The sequence below is a fragment of the Rhizobium sp. SRDI969 genome, from assembly GCF_025152725.1.
In the GTDB taxonomy this organism is placed as follows: domain Bacteria; phylum Pseudomonadota; class Alphaproteobacteria; order Rhizobiales; family Rhizobiaceae; genus Rhizobium; species Rhizobium leguminosarum_I.
Map to the genome: position 1 here is coordinate 345,868 of NZ_CP104037.1, position 19,467 is coordinate 365,334.

Annotated in this window: 16 protein-coding genes and 1 pseudogene; 8 read left to right on the top strand and 9 right to left on the bottom strand. The window is 57.4% G+C overall.

Annotated elements, in window-relative coordinates; genetic code table 11:
• Positions 1-634 precede the first annotated feature (634 nt).
• From N2A41_RS28725 to N2A41_RS28750, 6 genes are read left to right on the top strand one after another with little or no spacing between them, the layout of a single operon-like run.
• Positions 635-1,696, top strand: a complete 1,062-nt coding sequence (locus N2A41_RS28725; protein WP_260111499.1) for a homoserine dehydrogenase — start codon at positions 635-637, stop codon at positions 1,694-1,696.
• Positions 1,696-3,111, top strand: a complete 1,416-nt coding sequence (locus tag N2A41_RS28730; RefSeq protein WP_260111500.1) for an aldehyde dehydrogenase family protein — start codon at positions 1,696-1,698, stop codon at positions 3,109-3,111. The genes N2A41_RS28725 and N2A41_RS28730 overlap by 1 nt, the downstream gene beginning before the upstream one ends.
• A gap of 51 nt (positions 3,112-3,162) precedes the next feature.
• Positions 3,163-4,065 carry a 4-hydroxy-tetrahydrodipicolinate synthase gene (dapA, locus tag N2A41_RS28735; RefSeq protein WP_260111501.1) on the top strand — a complete coding sequence of 301 codons (903 nt, stop codon included), beginning with the start codon at positions 3,163-3,165 and terminating at the stop codon, positions 4,063-4,065.
• The gene (locus N2A41_RS28740; protein ID WP_260111502.1) at positions 4,055-5,452 is read left to right on the top strand and encodes an aspartate ammonia-lyase; all 1,398 of its coding nucleotides are present in this window, start codon (positions 4,055-4,057) and stop codon (positions 5,450-5,452) included. The genes dapA and N2A41_RS28740 overlap by 11 nt, the downstream gene beginning before the upstream one ends.
• Positions 5,453-5,482: 30 nt before the next feature.
• Positions 5,483-6,268 (top strand): homoserine kinase, encoded by a 786-nt coding sequence (locus N2A41_RS28745; protein WP_260111503.1) that lies wholly within the window; start codon positions 5,483-5,485, stop codon positions 6,266-6,268.
• Between the two features lie 18 nt (positions 6,269-6,286).
• On the top strand, positions 6,287-6,730 hold the full coding sequence (locus tag N2A41_RS28750; RefSeq protein WP_260111504.1) for an Lrp/AsnC family transcriptional regulator: 444 nt from the start codon (positions 6,287-6,289) through the stop codon (positions 6,728-6,730).
• A 344-nt stretch (positions 6,731-7,074) separates the two neighbouring features.
• On the opposite strand, the gene N2A41_RS28755 is transcribed toward N2A41_RS28750, so the two are convergent.
• The 3 genes from N2A41_RS28755 to argE are packed head-to-tail and all read right to left on the bottom strand — an operon-like array spanning position 7,075 to position 9,514.
• Entirely contained in the window at positions 7,075-7,428 is a 354-nt protein-coding gene (locus N2A41_RS28755) for a cupin domain-containing protein (protein WP_260111505.1), read from the bottom strand.
• A gap of 28 nt (positions 7,429-7,456) precedes the next feature.
• Positions 7,457-8,380, bottom strand: coding sequence for a 2-hydroxyacid dehydrogenase (locus tag N2A41_RS28760; protein ID WP_260111506.1), 924 nt, complete (start codon positions 8,378-8,380; stop codon positions 7,457-7,459).
• A gap of 9 nt (positions 8,381-8,389) precedes the next feature.
• Positions 8,390-9,514, bottom strand: coding sequence for an acetylornithine deacetylase (gene argE, locus N2A41_RS28765; RefSeq protein ID WP_260111507.1), 1,125 nt, complete (start codon positions 9,512-9,514; stop codon positions 8,390-8,392).
• Positions 9,515-9,818: 304 nt separating this feature from the next.
• On the opposite strand from argE, the gene N2A41_RS28770 reads away from it, so the two are divergent.
• Positions 9,819-10,748: a LysR family transcriptional regulator gene (locus N2A41_RS28770; RefSeq protein ID WP_260111508.1), complete on the top strand. Its 930-nt coding sequence runs from the start codon at positions 9,819-9,821 to the stop codon at positions 10,746-10,748.
• Here N2A41_RS28770 and N2A41_RS28775 read toward each other — a convergent pair.
• Positions 10,742-12,169 carry an aldehyde dehydrogenase family protein gene (locus N2A41_RS28775; protein ID WP_260111509.1) on the bottom strand — a complete coding sequence of 476 codons (1,428 nt, stop codon included), beginning with the start codon at positions 12,167-12,169 and terminating at the stop codon, positions 10,742-10,744. The genes N2A41_RS28770 and N2A41_RS28775 overlap by 7 nt on opposite strands.
• A gap of 418 nt (positions 12,170-12,587) precedes the next feature.
• Between N2A41_RS28775 and N2A41_RS28780 the strand changes: the two genes are divergently transcribed.
• Positions 12,588-13,868 (top strand): DUF3422 domain-containing protein, encoded by a 1,281-nt coding sequence (locus N2A41_RS28780; protein ID WP_260111510.1) that lies wholly within the window; start codon positions 12,588-12,590, stop codon positions 13,866-13,868.
• A 541-nt stretch (positions 13,869-14,409) separates the two neighbouring features.
• Here N2A41_RS28780 and N2A41_RS28790 read toward each other — a convergent pair.
• The 5 genes and pseudogenes from N2A41_RS28790 to N2A41_RS28810 all read right to left on the bottom strand — a co-directional run.
• Positions 14,410-14,653: pseudogene (locus tag N2A41_RS28790) on the bottom strand (Glu/Leu/Phe/Val dehydrogenase dimerization domain-containing protein); the annotation flags it as partial.
• 113 nt (positions 14,654-14,766) lie between these two features.
• Positions 14,767-15,432 carry an SDR family NAD(P)-dependent oxidoreductase gene (locus N2A41_RS28795; RefSeq protein ID WP_260111512.1) on the bottom strand — a complete coding sequence of 222 codons (666 nt, stop codon included), beginning with the start codon at positions 15,430-15,432 and terminating at the stop codon, positions 14,767-14,769.
• Between the two features lie 61 nt (positions 15,433-15,493).
• Positions 15,494-17,191 (bottom strand): hydantoinase B/oxoprolinase family protein, encoded by a 1,698-nt coding sequence (locus N2A41_RS28800; protein ID WP_245521165.1) that lies wholly within the window; start codon positions 17,189-17,191, stop codon positions 15,494-15,496.
• 1 nt (position 17,192) lies between these two features.
• Entirely contained in the window at positions 17,193-17,396 is a 204-nt protein-coding gene (locus N2A41_RS28805) for a hypothetical protein (RefSeq protein WP_113541613.1), read from the bottom strand.
• Entirely contained in the window at positions 17,393-19,429 is a 2,037-nt protein-coding gene (locus N2A41_RS28810; RefSeq protein ID WP_113541614.1) for a hydantoinase/oxoprolinase family protein, read from the bottom strand. Before N2A41_RS28810 ends, N2A41_RS28805 begins: the two co-directional genes overlap by 4 nt.
• Positions 19,430-19,467: the final 38 nt, after the last annotated feature.

A 19,467-nucleotide genomic window follows, 5' to 3' on the forward strand; every position in this document is an offset into this window, starting at 1 on the left:
CGCAGACGTCATCCCGACATTGGTTTGCAGTCGGTTGATAGTTCCGGTGTCAGTAAGGGGTCGGGCCGCATACAGCGACGCTAGCAACGCGTTGCATCATTCTCCGAGCCGACACCCTCAAGCGTATCCAACCGAGAAACTGCCGATGCCGCTCGAAAAAACGGCCCGGGACGAACAAAGGACGCTCGGCCAAAACGTTCCTGTCGCCGGACTGCATTTGTCAACGCCCCCAATCAGGCGCGTTCGGCTGGCAAAGAGCGCCTGCCATCAACTTTCGAAAAACGTCCCAGCGCCGCGTGTACAATGGTGGTCATGGACGGGGTCAAGGCGGGCTTTTCAGTTCCGATCGACTTTGATCAATTCTCCTGATGTTGTTTGATTCGCACGGAGATCGGGCCCAGATGCGTCACTCTGGCTGAAACACGATAGCCATTTTAACGGATTGCGCCTGAATCAAATCGGCGTTCCTCGGATCATGTTATCCGTTCGAGTTCTCGAGCGGGATGGGACGGCACACGGCAAGACGGCGGCTGAATGAGCGAAATGCACGGCAGATTGGTCTGTTTGTGCCGTTCCGACTGAGCGATCCGCATCTGATGATGTGCGCACAGATCGCTTCACCGGAGGGTACCACATGAAAATCTACAACATTGCTCTGATCGGATTTGGTGGCGTCAACCGCGCGTTGGCCGAACTCATCGCGACGAAGAACACACTATGGGAACGGGATCTCGGTTTCCGCCTGAACATCGTTGCTGTCAGCGACCTTTATCTCGGTTCCGTAATTTCGCCGAACGGACTTGACGCCAAGACACTCGTTGAAGCGAATTTCGCAAAGGGCGGTTTTGGCCGGCTTTCTGGGGGCAGCGCGGAAGCCAACAATGAGATCATCATCAAGACAGCGCCCGTCGACATCGTCGTGGAAGCGACATTTACAAACCCTACGGACGGTGAGCCGGCTGTTTCGCACTGCCGCTGGGCTCTCAATTCCGGCAAGCACGTCGTCACCACCAACAAGGGGCCCGTCGCAATCGCCGCTCAGGAACTAAAGGCACTTGCCAAGGCAAACGGCGTTCATTTCGAATATGAGGGCTCCGTCATGAGCGGAACCCCTGTCATACGTATGGCAGAGAAGACCCTTTCAGGCGCAGAGATAAAAGGGTTCGAAGGAATCCTGAATGGCACATCAAACTTCGTCCTCGGCCGCATGGAGAATGGTCTCGACTTCGCCAGCGCCGTCGCGGAAGCGCAGGCACTCGGCTTTGCCGAAGCCGATCCGACCGCGGACGTCGAAGGTTTCGATGTTCGCCTCAAGGTGGTGATCCTCGCAAACGAGCTGCTGGGAGCAAACCTCAAGCCGGAGGAAGTCTGCTGTGAAGGCATTTCCAAGCTTTCTCCTTCCGACATCGAAGCAGCGGCAAAGGCCAACAGCCGTTGGAAGTTGATCGGATCGGCGCTTCGCAATGCCGACGGGACGATAACCGGCAGCGTGGCTCCCAAGCAGCTGCCGCTCGAGCATCCGCTCGCGGGGGTCAACGGCGCTACAAATGCAGTCTCCCTGAACACCGAACTGCTGGGCTCTGTCACTGTCACAGGTCCAGGCGCCGGCCGGACCGAGACCGCCTATGCGCTGCTGTCCGACATTGTCGCCATCCATAATGCCCGGTCTGGCAGCCTCGCGAAGGAGGCTGCGTGATGGCAAGCTTCGCCCTGAGCAAAAAGACATCTTCAGCCGAGATCATGGTCAGCAATCCATTCGATGGCAGCTTGGTCGGTGTGGTCTCCGAGACGAGTGCGAGCGCGATGAACGTGCTGCTTGAGCGCGCCAATCGAGGCGCGCAGATCGCCCGATTGCTTCCCCGCCACCAGCGCTCCGCAATTCTCGAAAAGGCTGCAGCGACAGTTGAAGCCCGCAATGAGGAATTTGCGCTCCTGATCGTGCGGGAAGCCGGGAAGACAATCATTCAGGCGCACAAGGAGGTGACACGCTGTGTCAACACTTTGAAGCTCTCGGCGGAGGAGGCCAAGCGAAACGCCGGCGAAGTCATTCCATTTGACGCCTATGCCGGATCGGAATCGCGTCAAGGCTGGTATACCCGAGAGCCACTGGGCATCATCGCGGCGATCACGCCCTACAATGATCCGCTTAATCTCGTTGCCCACAAGCTTGGCCCCGCCATCGCCGGCGGCAACGCGATACTTCTGAAGCCCTCCGAGCTTACCCCTCTCTCGGCCATCAAGCTGGCGGACGTGCTGATCGAAAGCGGTCTGCCGGGCGAAGTCATAACGGTTGCTGTCGGCGGTGCGGACTTGGGCAGGGCGCTCGTTTCGGCAAATGACGTTCGAATGATCTCCTTCACAGGCGGTTTTGCGACTGGCGAGGCAATCGCAAAATCCGCCGGCATCAAGAAACTCGCGATGGATCTCGGTGGTAATGCACCAGTTATTGTGATGGAAAACAGCGATGTTGACGCTGCCGTGAAAGATTGCGTTTCAGGCGCCTTCTGGGCGGCTGGCCAGAACTGCATCGGAACGCAGCGTATACTGGTCCAGCGCCCTATCTATGAACGGTTCAAGACCGAGTTTGTTGCTCAGACCATCAAGATGAAAATCGGCGACCCGATGAACGCTGACACGGACATGGGCCCGATGATCTCCGAACACGCGGTGAAACGCGCCGCCACTATGGTGGAGCGCGCAATCGCTGCTGGTGCGACGGTGCTTTGCGGTCACAAGCCGTCAGGCGCACTCTATCCCCCGACCGTCCTGGAAAATGTGCCGGCGACTTGCGATCTGTTGAACGACGAGGTCTTCGCCCCGGTCGTCATCCTGCAGCCGTTCGATGGACTTGATGAGGCCATACGGCTGGCTAACAAGCCGGAATACAGCCTCCATGCCGGGATATTTACCAACGATCTTGCCGATGCCCTCGAGGCCGCCAGGCGGATCGATGCCGGCGGAGTCATGATCAACCAGTCGTCCGACTATCGGTTCGACGCAATGCCGTTTGGGGGGTTCAAATATGGCAGCATGGGACGCGAAGGCGTTCGCTTTGCTTATGAGGACATGACCCAGCCGAAGGTCGTTTGCATCACCTCGCTGCAGCGCTGATCGGCGCCGCCGGCGCCCATCTGAACCCTTCGCCGCTATTTGGAAGTTGAGATGTTCAAAGGATCCATCACCGCGCTTGTCACCCCATTTGCCCGTGGGAAAGTCGATGAGGCTGCACTTCGTAGCCTGATTGAATGGCAGATTGCCGAGGGTACGTCAGGGTTTGTCCCCTGCGGAACAACGGGGGAAAGCCCGACCCTCAGCCATCGCGAACACAATCGGGTCGTGGAAATCGCGATTGAGGCCGCGAATGGTCGCGTTCCGGTGATTGCCGGCGCAGGCTCCAATAGCACCGAGGAAGCAATCGGCTTCGTGCGGCACGCTCAGCAGGTCGGCGCGGATGGTGTTCTGATCGTCGCACCGTACTACAATAAACCCACGCAAGAGGGGATCTATCAGCATTTTAAGGCCATCGACGCGGAAGCTTCAGTTCCAATAATCGTCTACAATATCCCGGGTCGGAGCGTGATCGATATTCAAGTCGAAACGCTCGCCCGCATTTTCACGGATTGCCCGAACGTCAAGGGCGTCAAGGACGCGACGGGCAACCTCTTGCGCCCGTCGCTGGAGCGGATGGCCTGCGGCAACGAGTTCAATCTTCTCACCGGCGAAGACGGCACTGCGCTGGGTTACATGGCCCATGGCGGCCACGGTTGCATTTCGGTGACCGCGAATGTTGCTCCCCGGCTGTGTGCAGACTTCCAGCGGGCATGCCTGAAACTTGACTTCACGGCGGCACTGGCTCTTCAAGATAGACTGATGCCCCTACACCGCGCGCTGTTCCTCGAGACCAGTCCCGCTGGCGTGAAATTCGCATTGGCGCAACTCTCAAAGATCAGCGGCGACCTGCGTCTTCCTCTCGTGGAGGTGAGCCCGCCGGTTAAGGAGGCAATCGCTCATGCGATGCGCTACGCCGGAATTCTGGACCGGGGGAGCGGAGAGAATGGCAATTGAACGCGTAGAGTCCGACTTGATCGGCGCCCTTCCTATCCCCGGTGACGTTCTGTACGGCGTCCATACGCGTCGCGCTGAGCTCAATTTCAACGTTTCGGGCCTTCGCCTGAAAGACTTTCCCGAGCTCATTCAATCTATGGCTATGGTCAAGAAAGCAGCCGCTTGCGCAAACGCTGACCTTGGGCTTCTTCCCGCGGAAAAAGCCTCTGCGATCTCAGAGGCTTGCGATAATCTCATCGAGCTGAAGGGCGTTGATGAAAACTTCCCCATCGATATGATGCAGGGTGGCGCGGGCACGTCTACCAACATGAACTTGAATGAGGTTGTCGCAAACCTGGCGCTCCTGAAGCTTGGGGCGAATGTCGGCGACTACGACAAGGTTCATCCAAATGATGATGTGAACCTTTCCCAATCGACAAACGATGTTTATCCGACCGCTCTGCGTCTGACCATTCTTCGCTCTTGCGAAGGGCTACTAGCGTCCCAGGAAGGGCTGCGTGATGCATTCCGTGCGAAGGCGCGCGAGTATGCGACCGCGCTGAAGGTCGGACGTACTCAGTTGCAGGATGCCGTCCCAATGACAGCCGGGCAGGAATTTGATGCTTTCGCCGAACTGATCGATGAAGATATCAACCAGCTGCAGTCCGCTTCCAGATTGTTGCGAGAGGTTAATCTCGGCGGATCTGCAATCGGAACCTCAATTAACGTTCCGCGCGGCTTTCCCAGCGCGGCCTGCGGCTACCTCATCCAGATTTCCGGCATCCAGCTAATCCCCGCTCGAGATTTCATTGAGGCGACATCCGACACCGGCGGCTTCGTTTCGTTCTCCAGCGTTCTTAAGCGAATTGCCGTGAAACTGACAAAAATCTGCAACGATCTGCGGCTCTTGAGCAGCGGACCGAGGGGCGGCCTGGGTGAAATCCGACTTCCGCCGGTGCAAGCTGGATCATCAATCATGCCCGGTAAAGTCAATGCCGTCATTCCGGAAATGATGAACCAGGTCGGATTCCAGGTTGTTGGAAATGATCTCACTGTCACGCTGGCGGCAAGCGCGGGGCAGTTGCAGCTCAATGCGATGGAGCCAGTGATCATTCTCAACATCCTTCAGTCCATGCGGATGTTGACGCGGGGAATGGAGATTTTCAAGCAGCGCTGCGTCGACGGAATTGAAGTTGATGTCGACCGGTGCAAGGAACTCCTCGACCAGTCTCTCGTCCTCGCGACGCCGTTGGCAATGCTTATAGGGTACAGCAAGGCAGCGCACCTTTCCAAGAAGGCGCTGGCCGAGAAGAGGGGGCTGCGGCAGGTCGTGGAAGAGGAAGGCGTATTAGCGCCCTTTCAAATTGAACAGCTCTTTGAAGGCAGCGCCGAGTTTGCAAATTTCTGATGAGTTTATCGGTCTGATAGGGGTAGGAAAATGGCTGTTTTTACCGAGCTTTCTGACGAAGATCGCAGAATCATTACCGCAGCCTACGGCTTGACGTCGCTTCTTTCAGTGATTGGGATTGCGGACGGCGATTCCGAGACGACCTACCTGTTTCGGACCAGGCAAGGCGAATACATCGTTACGCTTTTCGAGAACGGAGCCCAGCCTTTAGATCTGGAAAGGGCCTTCGAGACCATGGAGGCGCTCTATCGACATGGCGTCCCCTGCCCCAAACCGCTGCGCACCATAGATGGCCAAGCCACGTCTCTGGCCGCAGGTCGACTGGTTGCCGTCGTCAGTTTCGTGCCAGGCGCCTCACCCACGTTGGCGGGCCCGGCAAAATGCCTAAGCCTAGGTCGTGTGATGGCTCAAATTCACACTATTTTGGAACGAAGGGTGAAGTGCGCGTCAAGGGATCTTCCCACTGGAGCAATTCATGGCGCATTGGTCCAGGCGAACGTCTTTTTCCTCGGCGAGGAAGTGAGCGGCGTCATCAACTTCAGACTAAGGCACGAGGATGCGCTCGTGTCGGAGCTTGCTGACGTGCTTGTCGGTTGGGCGGGCGAAACCAACGGCGAGCTAAACAAAGAGCGGGCGCAAGCGCTACTGCAGGGTTATCAGGGAATTCGGTGCCTGACGGATGCGGAAAAGGAGGCGCTGCCAGGTTTCATAATGGCTTCGACATCGAAGCGATTTGCGAGCCGGAAGGAAAGAGCCTTACTACCGGAGATCGCCGTGTTAGCCTATCAGTCGGTAACGCCCGACATTTTAGGCTAGCGACCCGGCTCAAGTCCCATGAAATATCTTCTCGATCGAACTGACGAACAAATACTTGCGGAATTGAGGGCCAATGCCCGAGTCTCGCATGCGGAGTTGTCGGCGAAGGTGAACCTTTCTCGCAATGCCGTGCGAGTGCGGGTCGAACGGCTCGAGCGAGAAGGCTTCATCAAGGGATATACGATCGTCACCGGCGACGGAGGGAACGGCCAACACGTCACAACCGCACTGATTTTCGTCTATCGTCACGATCGCATGAGGGGTAGTGACGTCATTCAAGCATTGCGGAAGATCCCGGAAGTCGTGGCGTGCGACGTAATGACGGGTGATTTCGACCTCCTCGTTAGGGTCGAGTCGACGGAGGCTGACCGCATCCGGCAGATTTGGCAGCTGATTGCGGAGATGCCCAGTGTGCGCGATACACTGACTGCGTTCGCTCTCTCCTCCGTTATCCGAAAATAGTACAGTGTGATCAGTCCGGGCGTGTAGTCGAGCAGTCACCCTGGGGGCCAAGCTTGATTGCTGGGGCAAGCGGGCACCTCCACGACTGGCCGCATTGTCGCGAAGTTACTCAGCGCTACCATGTTTGGATGAGCGGATTTGACCATTCCGAAGGCATTCTGAAGCGGGCTCGAGGCTCGTTAAGCTGACCTGTTCTTGCGGAGCCTATGTCCAGGGCTACATGGTTGTCTCCGAGTTTGCGTCGTCACGCTCTCAACGGCGGAGAAAAGACATTTCCCCGCCGTTTTGTGGCTCACTGTTTGTCCAGGCCCATCCGTCCTGCCCACGCATGCTGCCGCGGCTGGCTACATGACGGTGACGTAGATCTTCCGGACAGTTTCCACGGTCCGCCAGGTGCCGATAAATCCGGGTTTCATCACGAAACTATCGCCTGCTTTGTAGGTAACCGCTTCACCACCGTCGGGGGTGACTTCGACAACACCTTCGATGATGTGGCAGAATTCGAATGTCTCGCCCTTGACGGAGCGCGTGAGGCCAGGAGTCGCTTCCCAGACGCCGGTATGAATCAATTCGTCTCGCGCCACGTCCTGGGCCCAGGTCTTGAACGAAGGATCGCCGGAGATCAGGCGTTCCGGCCCGGGCCTCGACTCACGCGGCGCTTCGGTGCTGTTGGGTACGATGGTCTTGAGGAGGGACATGTTTTCTCCTTGCTCTCCTGGTTGCAGCTCAATAACCGCGGTCGCGATCGACGAGCCCGATCGGGTCGAGGCCGTCACGATAGCGCTTGATGTTGTCGATGACGGCGCGGGCCGCCGTTTCTGGTTGCGTAACGCTTGCGATATGCGGCGTCAGAATAATCTTTGGATGTCGCCAGAAACCATGTTCGGGAGGCAAGGGCTCAGGTTCGGTAACGTCGATGACCGCTCCCGACAGATGCCCCGCATCGAGAGCCGCAACGAGCGCGTCGTGATCGAGTTGGGCGCCGCGTCCCACGTGGATGAGCGCCGCGCCGGCTGGAAGCTTCGCTAACAGCGAGGCGTCGAGCAGTCCTTCCGTGTCTTGCGTCAGCGGCAAGAGACAGATCAGGATGTCGGTACGCGCCAGAAATGGCGTGAGGCCGTCCGGATCGTGATAGCAGTCAACATCCTCCACCTGTCGCTCCGAGCGGCTCCAGGCGGCAAGCGGAAAGCCGAAGGGTTTCAGTCGCTCGATGACGGCCGCGGCGAGCGTGCCGAGGCCTAGGATGCCGATCCGCTGCTGGGTCGCCTGGCGCACCGGAAGCGAAAGCCAGGTGGCCCCGGCCTGCTGTTCAATATATGCCTTCAGCTTTCGGTGCACAGCCAGCACGGCGAGCGTCACATATTCTTGCATCATCCGGACGATGCCGTCCTCGACCATGCGGACGAGCATGACGTTTGGGGGGAGCGTTTGCGGCTTGAATTGGTCGACGCCGGCGCCGATTGAGAAGACGACCTCCAGGTTCTTGAAGCGATGAAGATCGGGCGGCGCCGTCCAGGTCAGGATGTAGCGGATGTCGTCTGGATTGCGTTCCGAGATATCCATGACGAAAGGCAGATCGGGCAGATCGCGCGCGAAAGCATCCGCGAAGACGCGACCTCTTTCTCGATCCGAATTGAACCAGAAAACCATAATTCCCTCTCAGTCTCGCAGGGTTTCGGCAAGCCGCAAGATCATTTCCTCGCAGGCAATAAGTTCGTCGAGGCGGATGAATTCGTCGGCGCAATGGGCCCGGGCAATGTCCCCCGGCCCGCAGATGATCGCGTCGATGCCAGCGGCCTGATAGAGGCCGGCTTCCGTGCCGTAGCTGACGGCGGCCAAGGCCGGCGTGCGGGTCACCCCCTCGACCAGCCGGGCGAGCGGCGCGTCGGCATCAAGCGAGAGTGCGGGGTAGGTGCTGCTGGTCTCCCAGGTGGTGCGGAAGCCGTCTTTCTCCAACGCCTCGGCAGCTGCCTTGATAGGTTCCAGCAGAACCGTTGGCGACACGCCGGGCACGGCGCGGGCTTCCAGCTCAACGATGCAGAGATCCGGGATGATGTTGACGCTGCGTCCGCCTGAGATCGTTCCGATCTGCAGCGTAGAATAAGGCGGCTCAAAGTTATGATCTAAGGCGCAGTTGCGGAGGGCATCAACCGTTTGCAGCGCCACATTCATCACCGCAGTCATGGCATGAATGGCGTTGAGGCCCCTGTCGGGACTCGACGAATGGCCGGTCGTGCCATTGATCTCGACGCGGGCAGCCGCCTTTCCCTTGTGGCCGCGGATCGCCACCATGCTGCTCGGCTCGCCGATAATTGCGCCCAAGGGCGGGGCGCATAGGTTCCCGATCTGCCGTAGCATGTGCGGCACGCCGCGGCATCCGGCTTCCTCATCATAGGAAAAGGCGAAGTGGATCGGACGGCTCAATGGCATCTTTGCCATGGCTGGAAGCCCGGCAAGCGCAGCGGCAAGAAAGCCCTTCATGTCGCACGCCCCCCTGCCGAAGAGCCGATCGCCCTCTGCCCGCAGGCGGAAGGGATCCGACGTCCAGGTGGGTTCGGACGCGGAAACCACATCCATATGCCCGGAAAGAATGTAGCCGGGCTTGTCTTTAGGGCCGATGGTGGCAAAAAGATTTGCTCGATCTCCTTCCGGTCCCGGCAAGACAGTCACGGTGGCGCCATGGCTTTCGAGGTAGCCCTTGACCCATGTCACGATGTCGCCGTTCGGAGTCCCGACGACGGATGGAAAGCCGACAAGCTGCTCGAGTATGTCTTTAGCATTCATCCCAGGTTCTCCTTCGTGTCTTGGGTACAACACGGTATTGGCGACCACTGACCCCATGGCAGGCTCTGAGCAGCGATCGCGCATTCACCATTGGAGGATCCGTCCCCGCGTTCCTGCCCATCCAGTTTCCACATCCAGAAACGCCGGTTTGCAGCACCTCAAACCGCTCGGGCCAGCCAATCACATGGATAAATCAAAATCCGCTGGATACATGAATCCGATATCCGACTTGAATCTGACCTTGTAGCCATATGCTAAAGATGACAATTAATGCTGAGTGAATGATCGCTTCAGGTGCCGCTTAATGCTTACGTCCGACGATCTTGCCTTCTTTACGGTCCTCACGGGCTCGAAATCTCTCGCGGAAAGCGCGAGAAAGCTGAACGTGACGCCTCCTGCGGTGACCCAGCGCCTGCGCGCGCTTGAAGAGAAGGTAGGGGTAAGGCTGATCGACCGGTCCGGACGCCACCTGCGCCTTACCGAAGAGGGCTCGTTGGTCGCTTCTCACAGCGTCATTGTCAGCGATGCCATAGACTCGCTTGCCGAAGCCTTGGCTGATCGCGAGGGTGCGGTTCGCGGGCACCTCAGGGTCGCAGCGCCCCACGGATTTGGAAGGATCTACGTAGCTCCGGTCGTGGAGGCGTTTGCTCGAGAGCATCGTAGTGCCACCGCCACCCTGCAACTGTCCGACCATCCCACGGCCCTGGTCGTTGATAGCTATGAGGTCGTTGTACACATCGGGGCATCAGCGCATCTGGATCAAGTCGTGACGACACTGGCGCCGAACCGTCGTATTCTTTGCGCAAGTCCAGAATACCTGGCTTCGGCTGAACCCATTTCTACGCCGGCCGATCTGGCGCGACATCGCTGCCTCGTCGTTCGCGAGAACGAGGAGGACGTAACGCTCTGGCGGTTCAAGGGATCACGGCAGGAAAGCGCGACAGTGCGGGTAAATCCCGCTATGTCGAGTAACGATGGTGGCGTCATTCGGGATTGGGCGTTGGCGGGTCAGGGCATCATGATGCGCTCTGAATGGGCCGTTGCAGAAGACCTCGCCGAGGGACGGTTGAGGCAGGTACTTCCCCATTGGCTGTTGCCGTCGGCTGATATAGTCGCCATCCTCGGATCGCGGCACGGGCGAAGTGCCCGGACTGCCGCTTTCCTGACGATGCTTCGTCTGTCGCTGAAACCACTGCCCTGGCGAGCCCGACTCGCGCAGACGCCTGGTCAATAGCCAAGGATCGACTTCGTCTCGAGATACTCTTCGAGCCCGTATACCCCATACTCGCGGCCGTTACCTGATCGCTTGTAGCCACCGAAGGCTGCCGCTCCGTCCCAAGCGGGATAGTTGATATGAACTTGGCCGGCACGGATGCGCAGTGCGACACGCCGTGCCCGCTCCGGATCTGAAGACTGGACATGGGCGCCCAATCCATAGACGGTGTCATTAGCAATGGCGATTGCCTCTTCCTCGTTCTTGTAGGGCATAATCGAAAGTACGGGACCGAAGATCTCCTCACGAGCAATCCGCATGTCGGACTTCACCTCGGAAAAGATCGTTGGCTGCGTGAAAAAGCCCCGCTCGATGCCGGCCGGCCGGCCCAGACCGCCACACAGCAGCTTGGCGCCATCGTCGATACCGGCTTGGATCATGGCTTGTATCCGCTCGAACTGGGGAAGATTAGCGATGGGACCCATGTCCGTCGCAGGATCAAGCGGAGCGCCGACTCGGATCGCACGCGCAGTGGCGCTTGCCAATTCCTCCACTTCGCCGAGGCGGTGTGCGGGTACCAGCATACGCGTCGGGGCGCTGCACGACTGGCCGACATTGCGCATTCCGGCGAGCACGCCCTTGGATATGGCCTCGCTGAAGTCGGCATCATCGAGCAAAATGTTCGGCGACTTGCCGCCGAGTTCCTGAACCACTCGCTTCACCGTCGGTGCGGCCGCCTGCGCGACGAGTACTCCCGCGCGGGTAGAACCTGTGATCGAGATCATGTCGACCTCGGGATGACTGGCGAGCGCTGCGCCAACGCTCTCGCCAGTTCCGTTGACCAGATTGAATACGCCGGCCGGAACCCCGGCATCGTGCATCAACTGGGCGAAGAGCAAAGCGCTGTAAGGTGACAGTTCACTGGGCTTGAGGACGACGGTACAGCCTGCCGCGATCGCGGGAGCGACTTTGGCGGTGATCTGGTAAAGTGGCCAGTTCCAGGGGGTGATCAGCGCACAAACCCCGATCGCCTCCTTGGCGGTCGCGGTACGCCCATCAATCGTTACGAAGCGGTACTTCTCAAGAGTTTCCATCTGGACACGGATGTGCTCGGAAGCAAAGGGAACCTGGGAAGCCCGCGCGAAGCTGATCGCCGCTCCCATCTCTATTGCGAGCGCCTCCGCGAACGTCTCCGCTCTTTCTTTCAGGAGAGAATGCATCCTGCCGAGCAGACCGATCCGTTCAGCCACAGTTGTTTGAGAGAAGGCCGGGAACGCGTTGCGCGCAGCGGCAACCGCGAGAGCGACGTGATGAGCACCGCCCGCAGCAATATGCCCGACAACACGTTCCGACGCGGGATTCACAACAGGCAGACGGTTTACGTCCCCGGATTCCTGCCATTTCCCACCAATATAAAACTGGTCCTCGCGTTCGGTCAGCATAAATTCACCTCGCAACGTTGCGGCCATTCTGAGCTGCTTGAGCAAGATGCCTGGAAAGACTGGAAGATGACAATTCACGTCGTGTGAATGGTTGCTTAAGAAGCGCGTTAACAAAGAACACGCATCGTCGGGACCTGACATAGGTGATACGGCCTTACCTCCTGTATGTCCGTCCAGAAGCTCCTGATGGGAGGTGGTCATCGGCGGCACACTCGGCGTTGACGTCAGCCGACCGTGTCTCGATAGTCCTCTCATCAGGAAAGCAACACCCTGGCTTGACGCACAAATCGACCGCAGCCGCTCGGACCTCGACGAGGTCGCCAAATTCTTTGCACCCAGGCGGGGCTTTTCAAGTTGACTGCATTGGCTTCATATAGGCTTGCCGATTGGTGTGCTTTCGGAAATGGGGAAGACAGACATGATTTCAAAGGGCGCAGAGGAAGCATTCTTCCCAACGGTGTCTCCTTCCGCACAACAGGTCTCTCGTCCAGCTGCTTTTGAACAGAAGACCGTAGACTTCAACTCGGAGCTTCACGCTCGACCGTCGATTTATTTCACCGGTCCGGCGATCGTCGAACACTTTGCTTTCATGCCGTCGGATGGCGTGATCAAGGAGTTCCACGATAGTCTCCAAGCTGATGGTGGAATTTCCGTCAGAGTGGAACGGCACACTGAGTTCGTGACTGTCACGCGGGTCCGAAAATTGGCCAGCGAGCCCGAGGGTTGGCCGGAAACTGACCTTTGTGAAGGTGATTTTGCGCGGCTAGCAGGGTTGAGCTCTCCTCTGCTCGTTTGCCACGTGAGTATCCTTGTCCTCGGAAACCCTCCTGACCAACTGGGAACGGTTCTAAAATCGCTCGACTTCGGCGATACCGCCGCGTCATCAATCGGCGGCGGGGCGGCGCAGATTTGCTCCGATTTTCGCGTGAGAGGGGACAATTCAAGCAGGATCATCCTGTTCAACAAGGACCTGAATGCACATCGGCTGGGGCGCATGGTACGGCGGATCTTTGAGATCGAAACCTATAGGTCAATGGCGCTGCTCGGATTGCCGGAGGCGCGTCGTCTTGCCCCGCTTCTGGGCGGATATGACGCGGAACTCGTTCGGCTGACCAATCGCAACCTGAGTACGCCTGCACATCAGCACAAGCAATTGCTTGAGGAGATTACGGTTCTCTCCTCGCATATCATTTCAGCCACCGCGGAGATCAGAAACAGGTTTGGCGCAACCGCTGCCTATGCCAAAATCGTTGAAGAGAGGATCGCCCTTTTACGAGAAACCCATGTCCCCGGCTTTCAACGTTTCGGTACGTTCGTGGAGCGCCGGTTCAAGCCTGCGGTGCGTACCTGCGAAGCAACCGCGTTGAGGCTTGAGCACCTGTCAAGGGCTGCGATGCACCTGCTCGACCTGCTACAAACCCGCATCCAGGTCGAGATTGAGTTCCAGAACTCTACACAGATCCAGGCGATGGCTGATCGGGCCGCGACGCAGGTCAAGATCCAACGCGCGGTCGAAGGCTTTTCGATGATCGCGATTAGCTACTACTTGCTGAGCTTGCTGAAACTTATATATGAGACAGCAGACCACGCAGGCTTCCATTTCGATCCGATGATTATGCTTGTCGCTGTTCCGGTGGTTGTGGGATCTGTTGTGATCACCATACTCCGCGTCAAGCATGCCCTAAAAACAGAGAGCTAGAGGTAGCGCAGCTCGACCCGGGAATGCTTGATCAATCAACGCGAATCTACCGTCTCTCCAGCCAGCGCTTCGGCAGGCGGTAGCGCGGGATCCGCGGACGCCGACCTTGATGCGCGGATCGTTGATCGCCTTGGCGTAGGAATAATGGTTTCTTGCACCTATGCCTTTCGAGCACATATGGGCCTATTCACAGATCAATGGCCGTGCCCCAGCCGAGGCAGACTTCCAGCGATACTTCAAAGTCACCCCACCCTCGGTCCACCAGATGCTAGGGACACTTGAGAAAATCGGATTGATCCAAAAGCAACCAGGTGTCGCGCGCAGCATCCAACTGCTCGTCCCTCCCCCCGCAAGACCTGCTAATTCTGGGCATAGAACAACCCGTCATAATCTCTGAGACGTCACACTAGCCACCCACCTAACAGTACTGATCAAGCGCCCGCGATGGTCTTATTGCTCTTGAGGCGATAGTAACTGCGGAATCCGATTTGAAGCCGGCCACCGTTCCGATCAAAGACCGGCCGGTTACGGGGCAAGGTCAGGCCAATGCCGCCACTTCCCCGATATCGACGTTGGCGCAAATCGCGTCCCACCCTTTGTGGGGCCGAGCGTCAAATGATGTTGGACGCGGTAGCCCTGAAACACCGCGACTTCGCCGCTGTCGAGATGGATAGGACAAGAGATCGCTATCGCCCTTTTCGGATAGAGAAGGCGATTGCGCTGACCGTCTGGGAGATCCAGACATCCAGACGGTCAGTAATACGATTGAACTGGGTCCTCGCCATCTAAAAGACGGGACCGGAATAGATGTCTGTCATTCTGAAAACCCAACAGCGGGCGGTCGTGGGTGGATGAAGGGCCAGGGGCTCGCTTCGGATCCCTCGAAAGTGCCGAATTGCTAATACGGGATCGTCTCACCCAGGTAGTTGCAGAAGGTGAAGGAAGAACCTGGGGATTTTGAACCGATCAGCGCACTCAGCCCTGCCGCGGAGACCTCGACTTCAATATCGGCCTCTTCTCCACCCATATCGGTCTTCACCCACCCTGGATGAGCGACGGTAACTCTTACGTTCGGGTTTCGAACGGACAGGCTGCGCGCGGCCGAGGTCAATGCTGCCTTGCTCGCCCGGTAGAGCCAGTGATCGCCAACCGAGTTTAGCTCGACCGATCCCATGACCGAACCCAAAAACATGAGATGCTTGAGTGAAAAATGATGCATACCGGCCAGCTCTTGCCCCAAGGCGACAGGCGACGCGGTGTTGGTTAAAAATAAATCGACAATCGCCTGCTTGTTGAGCTTCTCGTCGACATCTTTGGGCATTACACCCGCGGATACGACGACACTCTCCACGCCAGCTAAGTGGACGCTCGATACGAGTGATTGGCGCGACTGAGGATCATTGAGCTCGAGCGGAAGCCACAAGGCATCACCGCTACGTTGGGTACCATCGCGGCTAGTCGCTATAACGTTGTAACCCTGCGTTGAGAGTGCGTGAACGAGAGCCAAGCCAATACCTCTGGACGCCCCGACAACCAAAACTGTGGGAGATGTCAGACTATTCATGAATTATTTCCGCGCTACGCTGGCTCTGAAGACATCGTCAGAGGCCAGCGGGTTCAGTTTTCTAACGATAGGCTGCAGCACCTTTTTCGGTGACCCAACCAGCGGCAATATCTTTTGCCAGTGCTTGGCGGTCGCGCTTGCGCGCATCACCGTAGCCCCCGCCACCTGGGGCGACTACGATAACTTGGTCCCCTTCATAAACTACCGCATTGGAGAATTTCGAAGGAGAGACCTTGCCGCTATCTTCCCCAAAATCCTTCCAGGCCTCTGAGCCACTGCGGCGAATATGCAGACTACCGCAACCTCCAGATTGGCCTTTGAATAGCCCCCAAGGCGCAAGCTCCTGTCGATCGGACATGAAGGACAGTTTGAGTTCATCAGCAAGGCACGTCATCTTCTTGCGTAAGGCAAGTCCGCCACGAAACTCACCGGGACCACCCGTGTCCGGGACAAACTCATGTGCATCAATGCGCCAGGGAAAACGAGTTTCAAATACCTCGACCGGATTGAGTCGCGAGTTGCCATTAATGGCGTTGCAAGCACTATTCCCGTCCGCATGGCTACGCCCTCCCCAACCGGGTGTCGACAAATCATAGCAGACGACGTACTCATCCGTCCGGGAGTTTTGACCCCCAAACAGGAAGTTCGAATGCGTGCCGCCATCCGTTGCAAACGCCCGCTCCGGAACAGCGACCGCCAAAGCACCAATAACAGTGTAGCAGATCCGGATATGCGTCTCGGTGTTACCTCCAACTTCAGGTGCCGGGTAGTTGGCATTGACCACGAGGCCAGGAGGAGCGACGACTCGTATAGGTCTGAAGCAGCCGGAATTCTTCGGGATGCTTGGATCTGTTAGGTGTAGGATCGCGTTATAGGACGCCGATAGCGCAACAGACAGCACGCCGTTGATTGGCCCTTTCGCCTGCTTGTCGGATCGACGAAAGTCCACCACGATTTCATCGTCCTGGACAAAGACATCGACCGCGATTTTGTATCGGCGCTTCTCGATCCCGTCGTCTTCCATATAGTCTTCGAAGCTGTAGACACCATTGGGAAACTCACGCAGTTCAGCGCGCATCCGGGCCTCCGAATAGTCCAGAAGGCTGTCAGTCAGCTCGGTAAACCGTTCGAGGCCAAACTCTTCGACAAGGCCCCTCAGACGCTGTTCACCCAGTTCGACGGCGCTGATCATAGCCCGGAAATCGCCGAAGTTCTGGCGCGGAGTGCGGTAGTTCGCGAGCATCAGGCGCCATACATCCTCAACGTCCTTTCCCTTGCGCCGAATTTTGATCGGCGGTACGCGTAAACCCTCGTGGAAAATCTCAGTAGCTTCGCCTGCGAACGCACCGGGAACCATGCCTCCGACTTCCGCAACGTGACCGATCGCGACGGAGTAACCGACAAAAACCTTGTCGACAAATACCGGCTGGATGAAGGTGTGCTCGGGAGTATGCATGCCGCCGCGGTAGGGGTCGTTATGCACGATCACGTCCCCTTCCTCGAGGGTTTCGACCGGAATTTCCTGCGTTATCGTTTGAATAACGAGAGGTAGTCCACCGATCATGGACGGCTGAAAGTCGCCGGTTCCAATCAGGTTACCCTTGGCATCAGCAAGACCGCAAGTGAAGTCGAGGCCTTCGTTGAAAATCGTCGAATACGACGTCATCATCAGCGTAATGCCCATTTCCTTCGCGATCTGCACGAGACGCCCATCCAGGATACTCATTTGAACCATATGCTTGGCAGCGTTCTTTTCCATATTACTTCCCCCCGCTTTCTGCCTGGCGCTTGTGCGACGCGACTTCCGATTCCCGCTTCATGTCCCAATCGACGCACCAGTCGGAGCAATACCGTTTGTTCGCGCCGTCGGTGGTAATACTGATAGGGGAGCGATAAAGCAGAACACCGCAGTTATCGCATTTGATGTATTCTTCGAGATAATAACCATTGTCGGAGAATTTCATCGCGCTTGCCTTTCTGAAACATGGAGATTGCCGTAGTCGTCTACGTGCATTTCTTGATCTGGATGGAGCACAACAACGGAGACGGCTTCTTCAATTACAGCCGGTCCCTGAATAGCGTCGCCCGCGAAAAGCTCTTCCCGTCGGTAGACTGGTGTATCGTGACGACCTTCATCATAACCAACCGAACGCATCGATACAGGCTTTGGGGCACTCGTGCTTTGAGTGAGCTTCGGCACCTGCGGTTTCCCGAGCGTCTCATATGCGGTTACATTGAAGTTGACGATTTCTATGAACTCACCGGGAATGCTAAAACCAAAGCGGTCTTCGTGGGCTTTGTCAAAACTTGCCCAAAGCTCCTTCGCTGTCGCCTCGTCAAACGATGTAAAGCGCAGCGGAAGGGAGAGCTCGTAGTTCTGGCCGTGATACCGCATTTCCACACGACGTTCGATATCGATACTGCCTGTAAAGCCCTGGGCGTGCATCTGCGCGAGGCAATCGTCCTCGAGCTCCTTGAGCAGTTGAGTTGCACGTGCGAAATCCATGCGGTTTGATGTCATTTGAACCGTACGTTGCCGATCCACGCGCGCGTCCGTCGCGGTGAACCCGAACGCGGAGAACTGACCGGGATGGACTGGAACAATCGCCCTGGACATCGACAAATCTTTCAACAAGTCACAGGCATGGACCGGACCCGCTCCGCCGAAGAACATCAGTGAGAACTTATCGGGAGATTCACCCTTCTCGATCAAGACGCTTCGAACGGCGCCGACCATATTGTTGTTGACGATCTTGATCACCGCCAAAGCCGCCTCGTCGACGGTCATGCGTAGTTTCTCGGCAAGCCGGGCGATACCTGCGAGTGCACCGTCCATGTCAAGGTTGACCGTGCCGCCGAGGAAGTTGTCCGGGTTGATACGGCCAAGCACAAGGTTGGCATCGGTGACAGTCGGTTCAGTGCCACCACGGCCGTAGCATATGGGACCAGGACGGGAACGCGCACTCTCTGGTCCTACGCGCAAGAGACCACCTTTGTCGATCCAAGCGATCGAGCCGCCGCCGGCACCAATCGTGCGGACATCGAGCATCGGCACCTGGATCGGAATGCCCCATTCGACTTCGAAATCTGTCGTGATCGAAGCAGCCCCGTTCACAATCAGTGAGCAATCGGTAGATGTACCGCCCATATCAATAGTAACGAAATTCTTCTCGCCAATGAGGCTGCCGATGAACTGGGCGGCAACGACACCACCCGTCGGCCCGGACAGAGTCATCTGCACTGGCGCGTCACAGGCCCCTTTTACGGTCGTCTGCCCCCCGTTTGACTTGGTAACAACAACGCGCGCGGCGCCAACGGCATCCGCGATGCGGCTTTCAAGCTCCCCTAGCTGATCCGTCACGATTGGCTTCACGTACGCATCGGCGATCGTTGTCGATGCACGCTCGTACTCCTTCCATTTGGGAAGGACGTCATAAGAAATCGAGATCGGGAGATGGGGGAAACGCGATGCGAGATAGTCGCGCGCGGCGATTTCATGCTCTGGATTTATGTAGGAAAAAAGAAAGCAAAGGGAGATCGCCTTAATTTCCGGTTTCGCCGCAATCGCATCGGCGACGTTAGCGACGCTGGCCATATCGAGAGGAGTAACGACATTACCGTCACAATCAATCCGCTCAAGCACCTCGAATGCATTCGACCGCTCAATCAGTGGCTCGGGTTTGACCCAGCGCGAATTGAAGTGGAAGCGGCGATTGCCTCGTTGAATGAAGGGCACATCGCGAAAACCCTGGGTCGTTACGAAGGCAACTTTCGCTCCATTTCTTTCAAGAATTGCGTTGGTTGCGATGGTGGTTCCAAGCCGGATCCCGGAGATCTCTTTACCTGCTGGAAACTGCTTGAGGCCATTGAGAATCCCGTCAGACGGGTCACCGGGCGTAGAAAAGTCTTTCCATACCGTTACTTCACGACTTTGCTCGTTATAAGCTACGAAGTCAGTGAAGGTACCACCGACGTCAATTCCAAGAATATATGTCATTGCTCTTCCTACTTTCTAGGTCTTGGCGATGCTCTTTC

Coding starts and splice junctions, on each gene's coding strand:
- N2A41_RS28725 (WP_260111499.1), top strand. CDS start 635: ATGAAAATCTACAACATTGCTCTGATCGGATTTGGTGGCGTCAACCGC.
- N2A41_RS28730 (WP_260111500.1), top strand. CDS start 1,696: ATGGCAAGCTTCGCCCTGAGCAAAAAGACATCTTCAGCCGAGATCATG.
- dapA (WP_260111501.1), top strand. CDS start 3,163: ATGTTCAAAGGATCCATCACCGCGCTTGTCACCCCATTTGCCCGTGGG.
- N2A41_RS28740 (WP_260111502.1), top strand. CDS start 4,055: ATGGCAATTGAACGCGTAGAGTCCGACTTGATCGGCGCCCTTCCTATC.
- N2A41_RS28745 (WP_260111503.1), top strand. CDS start 5,483: ATGGCTGTTTTTACCGAGCTTTCTGACGAAGATCGCAGAATCATTACC.
- N2A41_RS28750 (WP_260111504.1), top strand. CDS start 6,287: ATGAAATATCTTCTCGATCGAACTGACGAACAAATACTTGCGGAATTG.
- N2A41_RS28755 (WP_260111505.1), bottom strand. CDS start 7,428: ATGTCCCTCCTCAAGACCATCGTACCCAACAGCACCGAAGCGCCGCGT.
- N2A41_RS28760 (WP_260111506.1), bottom strand. CDS start 8,380: ATGGTTTTCTGGTTCAATTCGGATCGAGAAAGAGGTCGCGTCTTCGCG.
- argE (WP_260111507.1), bottom strand. CDS start 9,514: ATGAATGCTAAAGACATACTCGAGCAGCTTGTCGGCTTTCCATCCGTC.
- N2A41_RS28770 (WP_260111508.1), top strand. CDS start 9,819: ATGCTTACGTCCGACGATCTTGCCTTCTTTACGGTCCTCACGGGCTCG.
- N2A41_RS28775 (WP_260111509.1), bottom strand. CDS start 12,169: ATGCTGACCGAACGCGAGGACCAGTTTTATATTGGTGGGAAATGGCAG.
- N2A41_RS28780 (WP_260111510.1), top strand. CDS start 12,588: ATGATTTCAAAGGGCGCAGAGGAAGCATTCTTCCCAACGGTGTCTCCT.
- N2A41_RS28795 (WP_260111512.1), bottom strand. CDS start 15,432: ATGAATAGTCTGACATCTCCCACAGTTTTGGTTGTCGGGGCGTCCAGA.
- N2A41_RS28800 (WP_245521165.1), bottom strand. CDS start 17,191: ATGGAAAAGAACGCTGCCAAGCATATGGTTCAAATGAGTATCCTGGAT.
- N2A41_RS28805 (WP_113541613.1), bottom strand. CDS start 17,396: ATGAAATTCTCCGACAATGGTTATTATCTCGAAGAATACATCAAATGC.
- N2A41_RS28810 (WP_113541614.1), bottom strand. CDS start 19,429: ATGACATATATTCTTGGAATTGACGTCGGTGGTACCTTCACTGACTTC.